Below are 15,569 nucleotides of genomic sequence, written 5' to 3' on the forward strand. Positions count from 1 at the left end.
TACGCTAAACCATGCTACAAACACTATCGCTTCGCGACTTTGTCATTGTTGATCAGCTGGAGCTAGACTTTTCCTCTGGGTTTACAGTCCTGACTGGCGAAACAGGTGCCGGTAAATCTATCCTCTTAGATGCTCTCAGCTTAGTATTAGGTGAGCGTGCAGATAGCAGCCAAATTCGTGAAGGCTGCAACCGCGCAGAAATTAGCGCCCTCTTTCGGATTGATGTACAGCAAATTGAATATTTCAATCAATGGCTCGATGAACAAGGCTTTCCAATTGAAGACGATGGGAAAAGTCTTTTACTGAAAAGAACTGTAGAAGCTAATGGCCGTAGCCGTGCCTTCATTAATGGCAGCGTAGCAACCTTGGCACAACTGCGAGAAGCAGGTGATCAGCTAGTCGATATTCATGGTCAACATGCACATCAATTACTACTCAAAGGTGGTGCGCAACGGGAACTACTGGATCGTCATGCCAATCACCTAGATCTTATTACTGAGGTCTCCCAATTATTTAAAACCCTAAATGAATCGCGTCGTAGACTCGAGCAAGCTGAAAATGCCGGGCAAGATATTGAACGCGAGCGTGAGCGTTTGGAATGGCAATTAGAGGAGCTCTCTGAACTCTCTCCGCAAGAGGGCGAATGGAGTGCTATTCAAAGTGAGCATGCACGCCTTGCAAATGGTGCAAAAATTATCAGCGGGTGCCAAGAAGCAATTGATGCTCTGAGCGATGCGGATAACTCTGTCGAATCTACCCTCTCTAAGGCTAGCACCAATATAAGCGCTTTAGCCGAACATGACTCTGCACTCAGCGATATCAGCCAAGCCTTAGAGTCAGCCCAAATTCAGATAGATGAAGCGGTTCATGGCCTCAATCGTTATTTGCAAAAACTCGATTTAGATCCTGCACGCCTCAGCGAAGTTGAGGAGCGTATGCAAGCGCTTCATGGTGCAGCCAGAAAATACCGCACCGAAGCAGATGACTTACCAAAGCTTCTTTTGGATACCACCGAACGCTTAGAGGCATTGACTGCCTCGCAAAATATAGAAGCCTTGCGCGAGAGGGTGAAGCAAGAAGAGCTTGCCTATCTCAAGCAAGCAAAGCAGCTCTCACAAAAACGTAACAAGGCTGCGCTAGATTTAGGTAAGCAAGTTAGTGCTGCAATGCAGGACCTATCGATGGCAGGTGGGCAGTTGGAGATTGCCTTGCTACCGCTGGCTGAAGGTGGCGCTCATGGTCTTGAGCAAATTGAGTTTCTCGTTGCAGGGCATGCTGGAAGCACCCCTCGCTCATTGGCAAAAGTAGCTTCCGGCGGTGAATTGGCCCGTATCAGCCTAGCTATTAGCGTCATCACCAGCAAGGCATCCTTTACACCTACGCTGATATTTGATGAAGTCGATGCCGGTATTGGCGGCGCTGTTGCAGAAACCGTTGGGAAGTTATTACGTCAACTTGGTGAGTCACATCAAATTCTGTGTGTGACCCATTTGCCACAAGTGGCTGCGCAAGGTAATCACCACCTCAAAGTCAGTAAATCTCAGGCGGGTGATAAAACGCTCTCTCAGGTCATGCCGCTTGGAAGATCTGAGCGAGTAGAAGAGGTTGCGCGTATGCTGGGCGGAGCAACGATTACAGACACGACGCGCCGACATGCTCGCGAGCTACTAGAGCAAAACTAAGTTAGTTCAGCATCTGAAGGGGCTAGAAATATTTCCTGCCACAAAGCCAGCACTACCTCTCTTGCTTGAACCAGTTGTGGTTCAAGCTCCAAATCTACCCGCGTCTTTTCTGCACCATCCAAACGCAAACGATGTTGACGCGCCCGAAGCAAGCGATAGGCATCCCCCACATCTTGCGCTATTGCAGCCTGAATTAAGCCCGCCTCTCCAGCAATCCGAAGTAAAGCGATGTTCCCTAGATTACCAATCAGCTGTGGATAGGCGTTTGAGAATGCCAGGACTAAAAATTGCACGATAAATTCAATATCCACCATACCGCCGGCATCATGCTTCAAATCAAAGTCAGAGCCGGGGTTTGGATGTCCCGCATGAACCTTGCGACGCATTTCTAAAATCTCATGACGCAGTTGTATAACATCACGCTTCTGACTTAAAACATCAAATCGCACACTATCAAAGAATTCTCCAACCACTCTTGATCCCGCTGAGAATCTAGCTCGTGTTAGAGCTTGATGCTCCCAAACCCATGCGGCATTATCACCCTCCCGCATTTGGTATTTCTTAAATGCATCGGCATTTGTCACTAAAAATCCGGCAGAGCCATTTGGGCGAAGACGTGTGTCGATTTCAAATAAGTTGCCAGCTGATGTATAGGCGGTGAGCCAGTTAATCATTCGCTTAGCGAGTAGCGCATAAATTTCTTGGGCAGCAAAGTCAGCTTCTTCAGCTTGATACAAAAAAACCAAGTCCAAGTCGGAGGCGTATCCCAACTCTTTACCGCCTAACTTGCCATAAGAAATTACTGCGAATGGTGCAGTCGTATCAAGCGGTAATCCAAACTTCTGGGCAACGCTAGGCCAAACCCGCTCAAAAGTGGTCTGCAATATTAAGTCCGCCAAAGCAGATAGATGATCACTCACCTTCTCTACTGAAAGCTCGTGATCCATACCAATTCCCAAATCTGCGAGCAAAGTAATAAAGGTTTCTGTGTGATGGGTAATACGCAAGATATCCATCGCCTGCTCTGAGCCACCCCCATCCGCCATCACGTCATCAAGACGCATATCTAAAGTCGCTTTTACTTCCTGCCAATACTGTTCAGGATATTCAATCAGCGCCTTCTCGGTGCGCGAGTTGAGCAAGTAATCCAAGAGGTGAGGATGTCTGGTTAGGTATCCCGCACCCCATTGAGAGGTCTTGAGTAAAGCCAACACATTCGATAGTGCCTGAGGATATTCAGACAAGATGGATAGATAAGCGCTACGCCTTACAACCGCTTCTAACAGATCAAAAAAACGTAGCAGGGTTTGATCTGCGCTAATCACAATAGGCTGATCCAATTGCAAATTCTCTGCAGCCTTGCGAATGAGGTTATTGAAAATGATTCTGCTTTTTTCTGATAGCTGTCTTTGCTTAGAGCTATCAGCCCAAGCCAGCCAGCGGGCTGCAGACTCGGGGAACAGCGTGATGTCAGGCTCCCACCCTGCTGGCAAAGAGATATTGTCTAAACGTGCAGCATCATCGAGTACAAAAGCTTTTTCAAAATACTGAGCTACTGCCGTTTGGTGTTTATCAAGCTCAGATAAAAAACGAGTCTGCTCTTGAATCTGATTAGGACCGGCCATACTCACTGCTAAACGAGTACGAGGCCCCTCATCCTCGGGCAAATAGTGTGTCTGCTGATCTTCCCAAACTTGGATCCGATGCTCTAAGCGACGCAAGTAAATATAAGCCGTCTTTAAATCATCAATTTCTTTGGCAGGCAAAATACCTTGCTGCTTTACCAGCTCCAATACCTCCAGAGTAGGTCGGATACGAAAGCGAGGATCGGTGCCACCTCGCATCAACTGAAACATTTGCGCCAAGAACTCAATTTCACGGATGCCACCACGACCCAACTTAATATCTCTAGAGCGACCATGATGGCTGGAGGAGCGCTTCTCAGCCTCATGCTGTATTTGTGCATGCAGCTCACGGATGGACGCAATCACACCGTAATCAAGATGGCGGCGATATACGAAGGGACGAATCAACTGATCGAGTTCGCGCTCGCAATAGGCAAAAGAGGGGGAGTCAGGTAAGGGTGAGATTAACCTGCCCTTAATCCAAGCGTAGCGCTCCCACTCTCTTCCCTGTACCAATAAATATTCCTCGAGCATATCGAGACTGCAGACTAGGGGCCCAGAGTCTCCATTGGGCCTTAAGCGCATATCCACCCGAAATACAAACCCATTGGCATCATGCTCGGCCAACAATTTAATCAGACGCTTACCCATTCGCGTAAACCACTCGTGATACGATAAACTCTTAGGTCCGCCCTGAGTATCACCTTCGTGCTCATACAAAAAGATTAAGTCGATATCAGAAGATAGGTTGAGCTCCAGCCCACCTAACTTACCCATACCCACCACCATTAAAGGCATCTCTGAATCTGTGACCTCACTCCAAGGCAAGCCAAAACGACGCTGCTGATCCTCTCGAATGTAGGCGATCGCGAGGGCAATTGCCGCCTCAGCAAAATGACTCAGAGCATGAGTTACCTCACTGAGATCGGCTATACCATTGAGGTCTCGGAAGGCAATCCAGAGCATGAGACGTTGCCTAGCCAGCCTGAGATCCGTCATAAACTGAGCCTCGTCTTGCTCGGGTGCGGCTAATGCATCTTGGCAAGGACTCAATAGATCCTCAATTCCAATCACATCTACTTTTTGGGCGCCCTGAGTCCGAAGCCAATCAACCCAATCAGGGTGGGAGTTGAGCCAGCGTTGTGCGTAGCTGGAGTGCTGCTTTAGAAATTCAATTTGAGCGACAAAATCAGTCATTTCTCCATCTTAATCCGACTCCAGACTCAAACCTGCAGAAGCTTGGCGATCACCCAATAGCTGACGGATAATAGAGTCCATGCTTGTAAATATCATCCGGACTCGCCTGCAGAGCGTGCTTCAAAAACGTCCTCCAGGTTTTGGTGGTCGCTGGGGCAAGCGCGCCCTCATTCTTGCCGGTGTCACTATGGCTTTTTTTGTATTTGGACATCTTGGGGTACGCTTTGTTCTATGGCCACAGATTGAGAAATCAAAGCCCACCATAGAGCACTTAATAAGTGCTCGCTTGGGCACCAATGTCACGATGGATGATGTCCAAGTATCCTGGACTGGAATTCGACCAAACTTTGTGATTCAAGGTTTGCGATTCAATAACGCAAGTACCTCCACCCCGCCCTTGCTCATTGAAAATATTAGCGGGCAACTAAGCTGGCTTTCTTTCTATTATTTAGCGCCCTATTTTCACGAGATCACTATTGATCAGGCGCAGCTATACGCACAGCGAGATGCAAAAGGCATCGTTTCGATTGCCGGAATTCCAATTCAAGGCAATGCTGATAATTTTTCAACCGGAAACTGGTTACTCGCTCAAAACAATATCCAAGTTAACAATGCCAAAATTTATTGGGAAGACCAACAAAGTCGAAGGCTAAAAACCGCCATTGATATTCAAAGCTTCCGCTTAATCAACGGCATCCGCAGTCATGAAGGCCAGCTCATCACCAAAACTCCTTGGAGTCCAAGTCCAATCAAACTCGAAGCTGACTTTGTCCATCACCTTGGTGGCCAGGCGGGTAATTGGCGCGACTGGGTCGGAAGTGTTTCATGGGATTTTGCTGACCTCAGGCTCAGTCAAATTTCCAAAGACCTGAGTCTTCCAATATATGACCTGGGTGGCAAAATCAACTCTAAGGGCAGCCTGAAGCTTGATGGGGGCAATGCTAATGGCGGGCAAATGTCCTTAATAGCTGATCAGCTCATAGTGCAACTAAATAAGGATGAGGATCCCCTTGAGTTTGGCAGGCTAGAGACAGAGCTAATCCAGGACACAGATGATGGCTTAAATTCCCTCACAACAAAAACCTTGGCATGGCGCAATATCGATAGCCCACAAACTGCGCCACTTGAAAAATTAAGCCCAATTACTTTTCGTTGGCGTCCACCAAAAGATGGCGGTGAGATCAAAGAGTTTGGCTTCTCATCACCAAAAATTCAATTGGAAGATATTGCACTCTTTGCGCTAAATCTTCCCCTGCCAAAAAAGATTCATCAATGGATCAAAATTTCTGAAGCAGATGGTGAATTACAGAATGTAGATATGAATTGGTCCGAAAGCCAATCCGCTCTATCTGCTTTACCCATTCCAGGAAATTGGTTTTCCTCCAACAAACTCGACTTCACTATTAGTGCAAAGCTCAATGATATTAGTTTCACTGGGGTTAATAAATCGATGCCCTCAGCTTCACATTTGTCTGGCAACTTAGTGAGCAATCAAAAGCAAGGTAACTTCACACTGGACTCCAGAAATCTTGAGTTAGAAATGAGCGATTTTTTATCCGCTTCTGAAATTCAATTGGACAGCGCAAAAGGTGAGATTAGTTGGTCCAAGCAAAAAGGTGGCTGGCTAGTTAATGCTAAGAAATTGCAGCTCAGTAACTCTGAAATCACCACCAATTTTGATCTTAGCTATCTGATCGGTGCCCCCAAGCAACCCGACCAAATGACACTTGATATGGAGTTTGTTAAAGCCAAATTAGCAACAGCGCATCGCTATCTGCCAGTTGGAATGGATAAAGATAGCCGCCTATATTTAAGCAAAGCCTTTGAGTCTGGGGAGATTCAAAATGGCACTTTGCACATTAAAGGTGATCCTAATCAAGCGCCCTACCCGGCAGGCAGCGCGGGAGAGCTCAATTTAAGTCTACCTTTCTCCAAAGCAAGCTTCAAGCCAGCTCCTCTTCTACCAAAAAGCCAAGGGGTTTGGTCAGCACTCAACAATGTCAGCGGCAGTATCAATATGAAACAAGCAGTTTTGAATATTGATGTTGATAAAGCAAGCTATAAAACGGTGGGTATCACCAAGGTTAAAGCACAAATTCCGGATCTCAGCGCTAAAAATCTAGCCTTACTCATCAATGGCTCCATTCAGGGGGATGGCTCTGAAGTCCTCGAATACTTATTTGCATCACCTGTAGGAATTGCGCAAGCCAACTTAGCCAAGAATCTCTCCCTTAAAGGCCCCGTAAATGTGGGTCTTGACTTAAAAATTCCGCTATCTGGAAGTAATGATGTCAACTTCGATGCAAAAATTAATCTCCCCGGAAATCAAGCGCAATGGGGGCAGGTTCCTCCCCTAGAAAATCTGAAGGGCAAGATTCGCATTACTGAAATTAACCCAGAGTTTGATAACGTCACTGCAAACTTTTTGGGGGGCGACCTCAAGATTACCAGTGCCCCCTCATCAGCAGGTAACACTAGCTTTAGTATCGGGGGCGACATCAATGCTAGCTTCATCAAAGATTACATTTCAGGAAATTTAAGATCTCGAGCACACCCAGCACTCCTGACTGCGATGAGTGGATCGGCTAAATACGAAGGCCTGATCAACTTTAATAAAGCAGGCAGCCAAACCAAACTCAATTTTGATTTACGCAATTGGGCAAGCTCTGCCCCCTCACCCGCTAAGAAATTAGCAGGAACTCCTATGTTGGGAGAGCTCAGCCTAAACATTTACCCAGCCAGCAAAAATAGTTTAGTGCGTGCAGATTGGTCTGGAAAATTAGGGGGGCAATATTTCCTTCAGGGAAATCTCAATTCGGCTAATGAAGTAAAAAATGCAGTCGGCCTTGGGTCTCCAACGCCATTACCACAGCAAGGCATTTCACTGCACTTAGCAAGCAATGAACTAGATCTTGATCAGTGGGTAGAGTTTTTGGGAGCAGGAAAATCAAAAGGGAAAACGAATGAAGTCAATCCGTCAAATACTCCCGAGGAAGATATTCAAGTCTCTGCTCAAGTTAAGAAATTAATTGCCCTAGATCGCGAGTGGGCTGATGTCAGCATACAGTCTCAGAAAAAAAATATTGCTTGGCAACTGCGCTTAAATTCACCCCAGATTGCTGGACAACTGCAATGGCAACCGAGCAGTAGTGACCACCCCAGTGGATTTGTTTCTGGAAGACTTGCACGCTTAAAAGTTCCAGATCAACGCACTTCTCAAGACTTAACAGCTAGGGAAAGTGCGCTACAAAAAGCGGCTCCCCTCAAGACCCCAGTCGATCCAAATGCTATCCCCAGTCTAGATTTAACGATCGATGATTTGAGTTGGACAAAGGCGCAGCTTGGTGCCGTAAAGATCAAATCCAAAACCAGTCGTGATCTCATGAAGCTTGAGTCAATGCAAATTAATAACCCTCAAGGCAATTCCATCATTAAAGGTCAGTGGCAGGCTCGCACCCCAAATAATTCTGAACTGAGCTCATTTACAGCAGACGTGAATATTAAAGATGCGGGACAGATTATTGCTCATTGGAGTAACTCTAAGTCGGTAGAAGGTGGTGAAGGAAAGCTCAATGCCTCACTCTCATGGTCTGGGTCACCCTTTTCTCCAGTCTATGATTCTCTTGCTGGCAAAGTTAGCCTAGACCTTGCCAAAGGCCGCTTACTAGAAGTCAATTCAGATGGAGCCAAGTTACTGGATGTTCTGAGCCTACAAAGTCTCTTTAGGTTTGCAACCTTTGATCTAAAAGGTAGTTTAGGAAATTTAGCAACCAAGGGAACGCCCTTTAATTCGATTGCTAGTAACTTTGAAATTGCGCAAGGAGTTGCACAAAGCAAACAATTCACCATGATTCTTGATCAAGCTCGAGTTGCTATGACGGGGCAAATCAATATCGCCAAAGAAACTCAAGATCTCCGCATCACCATCTTTCCCACAATTGACGCTACTGCAGGCTCACTAGCAGCATTTGCAATTAACCCCATCATTGGCCTAGGAGCAGTATTAGGGCAGTACCTCATCACAAATCAAATTAACCGTACCATGCAGACAGATTATTTGGTTCAGGGCTCATGGGAAAATCCGGAAGTGGTTCCGCTAGATCAAAAGGGTCAACCACTCGATGCTAAAACTTTAGAGACGATTCGCACGAAGAATCTTTTGAAAGAGCAAACAAAACCAAGCTCCCCTAATTCCGCTCCTGCAAGTCCACCCGCAAACCAAAACACCCCCGCCCAAATGCCAGGTTAAATAGATGAACGCACTAAGCAATGCTTCTGAACTCAACATAGCATCAATTCAAATGGTGTCGACTCCCAATCTCAATGAAAATCTTGAGACTGCAGCTCGCTTAATTAAAGCCGCTTCAGATTGCGGAGTACAAATTGCCGTGTTGCCGGAATATTTTTGCTTAATGGGATTGAGGGACACCGATAAGGTGCATGCACGCGAAGCGGCAGGGTCTGGCCCAATTCAAGAGCGTCTTGCCGCGATTGCAAAAGAAAATAATATCTATTTAGTTGCAGGGACTATTCCCCTAGAGGCTAAAGAATCCAATAAGGTTCTCAATACCTCCTTAGTGTTTAATCCTCAAGGCGAACAAATCGCTCGTTACGACAAAATTCATTTGTTTGGTTTTCAAACTCCTACAGAGCGTTACGAAGAATCTGAAACGATTTCAGCGGGCAGTCAACCAGGCCAATTTGTAATCCAGCTTAATGAAGTGGAGTGGCGTTTTGGCTTAAGTATTTGTTATGACTTACGTTTTCCAGAGCTATACCGCGCCCTTGGCCAAGTGGATTGCCACATTATCCCAGCCGCGTTCACCTACACCACCGGCAAAGATCATTGGGAAATTCTTCTGCGCGCTCGTGCAATTGAAAACCAATGCTATGTCCTAGCTTCAGCACAAGGTGGTATTCACTTGAATCAACGGCGCACCTGGGGCGAGAGTATGCTGATTGATCCATGGGGGGAGATATTGAGCAATCTTCCTGAAGGTGAGGGTTTTATAGAGGGCAGGCTCAGCAAAGATAAATTAAAAGAGGTACGCTCTAAGCTACCTGCACTAAAACACCGCAAGCTTTAATACAGAAAGTTCAGCAAAATTAAGATGAGAGCACCAGAAGCATTATTTCCAAGTGATTGGACTCAGCCCAAGAAACAGGCCGACCTTCTCAAGCTGGCTAAATCCATTTTGCTTGAGCCAACCGGCCTCTCTGAGCAAGATTTGCATCACACCTTTGGCAATATGTTTACCCATCAGCTTGATGATGCAGATCTTTATTTCCAACATACCCGTAGCGAGAGCTGGAGCCTGGAAGAAGGTATTGTGAAATCCGGCAGCTTTAGCATTGACCAAGGCGTTGGTGTGCGCGCAATCTATGGGGATAAGACCGCTTTTGCTTACTCGGATGAAATTAATTTAGAGGCTCTGAATAAGGCAGCCAAATCTACTCGAGTGATTGGACCCCAAGGTGGCACACGTGCGGTTGCAAGCAAAATCTTTACGCCAGTTTCCAACGGACTCTATTCAGACTTAAATCCCTTAGATTCACTAGCTCCCCAAGAAAAGATTGCTTTACTTGAGGGCATTGAGCGTCGCGCAAAAGCACGTGACCCGCGCATCATTCAAGTGATGGCTAGTTTGGCTGGTGAGTTTGATGTGGTGCTCGTAGTTCGAGCGGATGGCCTATTGGCAGCTGATGTCCGCCCACTAGTACGGGTATCAGTTCATGTGATTGCCGAGCAAAATGGTCGCCGCGAATCCGGGTCTTCAGGAGGTGGCGCTCGTCATGATTACCACTACTTCAATACGGAACTGATCAATCAATATGTTGATGAGGCTGTTGATGGCGCACTGATTAATCTGGATTCTCGCCCTGCTCCAGCAGGTCCAATGACTGTAGTGATGGGGCCGGGATGGCCTGGAGTATTACTACACGAGGCAGTAGGTCACGGCCTTGAAGGCGACTTTAATCGGAAGGGCTCTTCAGCTTTTGCCGGCTGTATTGGGCAGCGAGTTGCTGCTAAGGGCGTTACCGTAGTTGATGACGGAACACTTTCTGGTCGTCGTGGCTCACTCAATATCGATGATGAGGGTACGCCTACCCAATGCACCACCTTGATCGAAGATGGCATTTTGAAGGGTTACATTCAGGACAGCCTGAATGCCAGACTCATGAATATGCCCCTCACAGGCAATGGACGGCGCGAGAGTTTTGCTTCCTTGCCGATGCCCCGCATGACCAATACCTATATGCTGGCCGGCAAGGATGATCCTCAAGAAATCGTAGCCAGCATTAAGCGCGGCCTTTATGCAGTCAACTTTGGAGGCGGTCAAGTTGATATTACTAGCGGTAAATTCGTATTTTCAGCCTCAGAGGCCTATTGGGTAGAAAATGGCAAAATTCAATATCCCGTCAAAGGCGCAACCATCATTGGTAGTGGCCCAGAGTCCTTAAAACAGGTCTCTATGATTGGAAATGACCTGAAATTAGACGGCGGTATCGGGGTTTGCGGCAAGGAGGGTCAGAGCGTCCCTGTGGGCGTTGGACAGCCAACTTTACGTATTGACAGCCTGACTGTCGGAGGAACGGCTTAATACGGCTTAAAATAGCCGGATGAGCCAACAAAATACGAATCCCGCAAACTGGTACGCTGCCGTTGATAAAACGTCAGATACGGATGATCAACGCATTCACAATATTACTGTTCTGCCGCCACCAGAGCATTTGATTCGCTTCTTCCCGATCGCTGGAACACCTACAGAAGCACTCATCAGCAAGACACGTAAAAAGATTCGCGACATCATTCATGGAAAAGATGATCGCCTGCTGGTGATCATCGGACCCTGCTCGATTCATGATCCCCGTGCAGCACTAGAGTACTGCCAAAGACTACTCGCAGAGCGTGATCGCTTTTCGAGTGAGCTCGAAATTGTGATGCGCGTCTATTTTGAAAAGCCACGCACAACTGTTGGCTGGAAGGGTTTAATTAATGACCCGTACCTAGATGAGAGCTATCGCATTGAAGAAGGTTTGCGAATGGCTCGCCAAGTATTGATGGAAATTAATCGCCTTGGCATGCCAGCAGGTAGCGAATTTTTGGATGTGATTTCCCCGCAATATATTGCAGACCTGATTTCTTGGGGCGCTATTGGTGCACGCACAACCGAGAGCCAAGTACACCGCGAACTTGCCTCGGGCCTCTCTGCACCAATTGGATTTAAGAATGGCACTGATGGCAACATCAAGATCGCTACTGATGCTATTCAGGCAGCCAGTCGTCCACACCATTTCTTATCCGTTCATAAGAATGGTCAAGTATCTATTGTGGAAACTAAAGGTAATAAAGACTGTCACGTTATCTTACGTGGTGGCAAAGAGCCTAACTATGAAGCGAAATATGTTCAATCAGCTTGCTCTGAGCTTGAAGCAGCCAAGCTTCCAGCTAGTTTGATGGTTGACTTATCGCACGCTAACTCCAGCAAAAAACATGAGCGTCAAATTGTAGTGGCAGAAAATATTGCCGAACAAATTGAATCCGGTTCAAAGCAAATTTTTGGCGTCATGATTGAAAGTCACCTTCATGATGGTGCACAAAAATTCTCGCCTGGAAAAGATGATCCAAACAAATTAGAATATGGCAAGAGTATTACGGATGCTTGCATTAACTGGGAAGACTCAGTCAATGTATTGCAACGCTTGGCTTTAGCTGTAAAGAACCGCAGAAAAGCAAAGAGATAATGAGGTAAGAAAATAAAGTGAGACTGCTTTATTAATCCTAAAAGAGACTAATTTAATTAGTCTCTTTTTTTTCGTGCTTCCATAAAACGTCTTGACCACCCGCTGCACGATTAAGTACCCGCGCTAAAACAAATAATAGATCTGATAAACGATTGACGTATTGACGCGGAGCATCGTACAAAGGCTCCTCCCAGCCCAAACGCACAATTGATCTCTCTGCCCGTCTGCAAACTGTGCGACAGACGTGAGCCTGAGAAGCTGCGCGGGTGCCACCTGGAAGAATAAATTCAGTCAGGGGAGGTAAAGTTGCATTGAATTTTTCCAGCCAAATATCCAGCCGGGCTACTTGCTCTGGCTTGAGTAGGGTGTAATTGGGAATGCAAAGCTCCCCACCTAAGTCAAACAAATCATGCTGAACTTGCAAAAATAGGTCTTTGAGCTCCTCAGCAAGACTCTCAGGGATCGATTCAGTCATCAAAACCCCGATTTCGGAGTTCAATTCATCTACATCACCCATGGCGCAAATGCGCAAATGATCCTTTTCTACCCGGCTACCATCGCCAAGCCCGGTCATACCCGCATCACCAGTTCTGGTGGCTATTTTTGAAAGTCGATTTCCCATAAAACTAATTATAGGTAAATGGCTAAAATGATTCCTATGAATATGGTGACCCCACCCCCCGAACTCGCGGCTATTACCGCCCTGCAATCCAAATTGGTATCGGCCCTGCGCCCCATCCTCCCTGAATATGCCTTGTTATGGGAACCTGAGGACACGATTCCTTATGAATGCGATGGCCTAGCAGCCTATCGACGCATGCCCTTAGCAGTAGCTCTGCCAGAAACCGAGGAGCAAGTTGCTCAAATTCTGAAGATTTGCTTTGCGATGCAGGTGCCCATCGTCCCCCGTGGATCTGGTACTGGTCTATCGGGTGGCGCCATGCCGATCTCCCAGGGCCTGGTGCTTTCACTAGCCAAACTCAAAAAGATCATCAGCATTGATCCGTTCACCAGAACTGCAGTTGTGCAGCCGGGCGTTCGTAATTTAGCAATCTCCGAAGCGGTGGCCCATCTTGGACTGTATTACGCCCCAGACCCTTCCTCGCAGATCGCCTGCTCTATTGGTGGAAATGTCAATGAAAACTCCGGTGGTGTGCACTGTCTCAAATACGGCCTAACACTTCACAACGTTTTAAAAGTGCGCGGCATTTTGATGAATGGTGAGATTGTAGAATTTGGCAGCCTTGCACCTGACTCCCCAGGACTCGATTTATTAGCAATCGTGATGGGTAGCGAAGGCATGCTTGCTGTAGTGACTGAAGTCACAGTAAAGCTGGTTGCTAAACCCAAGCTGGCGCGCGTCATCATGGCTAGCTTTGACGATATCGAAAAGGGTGCCGATGCAGTTGCGGCCATCATTGCTGCCGGGATTATTCCAGCCGGCCTGGAGATGATGGACAAAGCCACCACGCGCGCAGTAGAAGAATTTGTTCATGCGGGATATGACCTTGAAGCAGAAACCATTCTGCTCTGCGAATCCGATGGCACGCCTGAAGAGGTTGCAGAAGAAATTGAGCGCATGACAAAAGTTCTAGAGCAAGCAGGCGCTAGCGGTATTCAGATTTCTCAAAATGAAGCGGAGCGCCTGAAGTTTTGGAGCGGTCGTAAAAATGCCTTTCCAGCAGCCGGTCGCTTGGCAGCCGACTACTACTGCATGGATGGCACTATCCCACGCAGAAATATTGGCACCCTACTCAGACGCATACAAGGCATGGAAAAGAAATATGGCCTTGCCTGCTTAAATGTATTTCATGCGGGTGACGGCAACATGCATCCCCTCATTTTATTTAACGGCGCCGATCAAGAAGAGTGGCACCGCGCTGAAGAATTTGGTACTGAAATTTTAGAGGCCTGTGTTGAGCTTGATGGCACGATCACCGGTGAACACGGCGTTGGTATTGAAAAAATTAACTCCATGTGCATTCAATTTGGTGAAGGTGAACGTGAATCATTTTGGGGCGTTAAATCTGCATTTGATCCAGAGCGCTTATTAAATCCCGATAAAGCTATTCCTACTTTGAATCGCTGCGCTGAGTATGGTCGCATGCGGATTAGTGGTGGCAATCTACCGCATCCTGAGTTGGAGCGCTTTTAATGTCCACAACTAGCAATGCAAATATTGACTTATTTCACGAGCAAATTCTGGCAGCAGTTAAAAATAAAACGCCTTTATCGATTGAAGGTGGTGGCACAAAGTCTTGGTATGGGAACTCCAATTCTTATACCAAGTTAGATACCCGTATTTACTCTGGGATTCTGGAATACCAGCCTGAAGAGCTAGTGATAACTGCATGCGCGGGTACACCACTAAAAGAAATTGAAGCTGCTCTAGCTGAAAAAAATCAAATGCTGGCATTTGAGCCGCCCCACTTTGGTGAGGGCACAACTTTTGGTGGAGCGATTGCCGCAGGCTTAGCAGGCCCAGGACGCATTAGTGCGGGTAATTTACGTGATTTTGTTCTAGGCGTTCGCATTCTTGATGGTAAGGGCCAAGACCTCTCCTTTGGTGGCAAGGTGATGAAGAACGTTGCGGGATATGATGTCTCGCGCTTATTACCCGGATCATTGGGGACCTTGTCGCTGTTGTTAGAGGCCTCTGTAAAAGTATTACCGCGACCAGCTGCCACAATATCTCTTCGTTGCAAGATTACGCAAGTACGTGCATTACGACTCGTAAATGAGTGGGCAGGGCAGCCTTTACCGCTCTCAGCAAGTTGCTGGATCGGCAGCCCAATAGGCGGCGACGGTGAACTCACCATTCGCTTGAGCGGTGCCGCTGCTGCAGTTAAAGCAGCGATTCCGATCATGGGCGCAGCTGTCAATGCTAGCGAATTAGACCCTCAAGTTGCTACGGAATTTTGGACCGCCTTGCGCGAACAGCAATTAGCCGTATTTTCAAATCTTAATAGTGATGAGACTTTGTATCGTCTCGCGCTTCCAGCTGCCTGCGGACCGCTCACTCTTGAAAATATCAGTGGTGATATTGCTTTGGAATGGCATGGCCAGCAACGTTGGTTAAAGGCGCTGGGCGATGATGCTACTTATGCATCCATCAAGGCCTTAGCTAGTGCTCATGGCGGGCATGCAACCCGTTTTAAGCATGGCGACAATATTGATCCAGGCAAGCAACGCTTTACCCTTTTGAGTGAGCAAGTGCACTCAACTGCTTTAGAGGCAGTGCAAGCACGCCTCAGAACCGCCTTTGATCCTGCAGGCATATTTGCTACTTCACGCCTTCCTTAAGCTTCTTTTTTAGCGC

9 protein-coding genes are annotated in these 15,569 nt (G+C 47.1%); 7 read left to right on the forward strand and 2 right to left on the reverse strand.

Going from position 1 to position 15,569, the window contains the following annotated elements; translation table 11 throughout:
* Positions 1-11 precede the first annotated feature (11 nt).
* A complete protein-coding gene (gene recN, locus ICN27_RS08955; RefSeq protein ID WP_216269782.1) occupies positions 12-1,682 on the forward strand; it encodes a DNA repair protein RecN in 1,671 nt (556 codons plus the stop codon).
* Here the strand turns inward: recN and glnE are convergent.
* Positions 1,679-4,504 carry a bifunctional [glutamate--ammonia ligase]-adenylyl-L-tyrosine phosphorylase/[glutamate--ammonia-ligase] adenylyltransferase gene (gene glnE, locus ICN27_RS08960; RefSeq protein ID WP_216269783.1) on the reverse strand — a complete coding sequence of 942 codons (2,826 nt, stop codon included), beginning with the start codon at positions 4,502-4,504 and terminating at the stop codon, positions 1,679-1,681. The two genes, recN and glnE, sit on opposite strands and share 4 nt — an antisense overlap.
* Positions 4,505-4,583: 79 nt before the next feature.
* On the opposite strand from glnE, the gene ICN27_RS08965 reads away from it, so the two are divergent.
* From ICN27_RS08965 to ICN27_RS08980, 4 genes are read left to right on the forward strand one after another with little or no spacing between them, the layout of a single operon-like run.
* The gene (locus ICN27_RS08965; protein ID WP_216861277.1) at positions 4,584-8,753 is read left to right on the forward strand and encodes a YhdP family protein; all 4,170 of its coding nucleotides are present in this window, start codon (positions 4,584-4,586) and stop codon (positions 8,751-8,753) included.
* A gap of 4 nt (positions 8,754-8,757) precedes the next feature.
* On the forward strand, positions 8,758-9,591 hold the full coding sequence (locus ICN27_RS08970; protein ID WP_215308382.1) for a carbon-nitrogen hydrolase family protein: 834 nt from the start codon (positions 8,758-8,760) through the stop codon (positions 9,589-9,591).
* 24 nt (positions 9,592-9,615) lie between these two features.
* On the forward strand, positions 9,616-11,106 hold the full coding sequence (tldD, locus tag ICN27_RS08975) for a metalloprotease TldD (protein ID WP_251370830.1): 1,491 nt from the start codon (positions 9,616-9,618) through the stop codon (positions 11,104-11,106).
* A gap of 19 nt (positions 11,107-11,125) precedes the next feature.
* Positions 11,126-12,250, forward strand: a complete 1,125-nt coding sequence (locus ICN27_RS08980; protein WP_216269784.1) for a 3-deoxy-7-phosphoheptulonate synthase — start codon at positions 11,126-11,128, stop codon at positions 12,248-12,250.
* A 52-nt stretch (positions 12,251-12,302) separates the two neighbouring features.
* Here the strand turns inward: ICN27_RS08980 and ICN27_RS08985 are convergent, their stop codons facing one another.
* Positions 12,303-12,872 carry a cob(I)yrinic acid a,c-diamide adenosyltransferase gene (locus ICN27_RS08985; protein WP_216269785.1) on the reverse strand — a complete coding sequence of 190 codons (570 nt, stop codon included), beginning with the start codon at positions 12,870-12,872 and terminating at the stop codon, positions 12,303-12,305.
* A gap of 42 nt (positions 12,873-12,914) precedes the next feature.
* Here ICN27_RS08985 and ICN27_RS08990 point away from each other — a divergent pair, with 42 nt between their 5' ends.
* On the forward strand, positions 12,915-14,405 hold the full coding sequence (locus tag ICN27_RS08990; protein ID WP_251370956.1) for an FAD-linked oxidase C-terminal domain-containing protein: 1,491 nt from the start codon (positions 12,915-12,917) through the stop codon (positions 14,403-14,405).
* The gene (gene glcE, locus ICN27_RS08995) at positions 14,405-15,553 is read left to right on the forward strand and encodes a glycolate oxidase subunit GlcE (RefSeq protein WP_216269786.1); all 1,149 of its coding nucleotides are present in this window, start codon (positions 14,405-14,407) and stop codon (positions 15,551-15,553) included. Before ICN27_RS08990 ends, glcE begins: the two co-directional genes overlap by 1 nt.
* Positions 15,554-15,569 lie beyond the last annotated feature (16 nt).

The organism is Polynucleobacter sp. Nonnen-W13, assembly GCF_018881735.1.
In the GTDB taxonomy this organism is placed as follows: domain Bacteria; phylum Pseudomonadota; class Gammaproteobacteria; order Burkholderiales; family Burkholderiaceae; genus Polynucleobacter.

Coding starts and splice junctions, on each gene's coding strand:
- recN (WP_216269782.1), top strand. CDS start 12: ATGCTACAAACACTATCGCTTCGCGACTTTGTCATTGTTGATCAGCTG.
- ICN27_RS08965 (WP_216861277.1), top strand. CDS start 4,584: ATGCTTGTAAATATCATCCGGACTCGCCTGCAGAGCGTGCTTCAAAAA.
- ICN27_RS08985 (WP_216269785.1), bottom strand. CDS start 12,872: ATGGGAAATCGACTTTCAAAAATAGCCACCAGAACTGGTGATGCGGGT.
- glnE (WP_216269783.1), bottom strand. CDS start 4,504: ATGACTGATTTTGTCGCTCAAATTGAATTTCTAAAGCAGCACTCCAGC.
- ICN27_RS08970 (WP_215308382.1), top strand. CDS start 8,758: ATGAACGCACTAAGCAATGCTTCTGAACTCAACATAGCATCAATTCAA.
- glcE (WP_216269786.1), top strand. CDS start 14,405: ATGTCCACAACTAGCAATGCAAATATTGACTTATTTCACGAGCAAATT.
- tldD (WP_251370830.1), top strand. CDS start 9,616: ATGAGAGCACCAGAAGCATTATTTCCAAGTGATTGGACTCAGCCCAAG.
- ICN27_RS08980 (WP_216269784.1), top strand. CDS start 11,126: ATGAGCCAACAAAATACGAATCCCGCAAACTGGTACGCTGCCGTTGAT.
- ICN27_RS08990 (WP_251370956.1), top strand. CDS start 12,915: ATGGTGACCCCACCCCCCGAACTCGCGGCTATTACCGCCCTGCAATCC.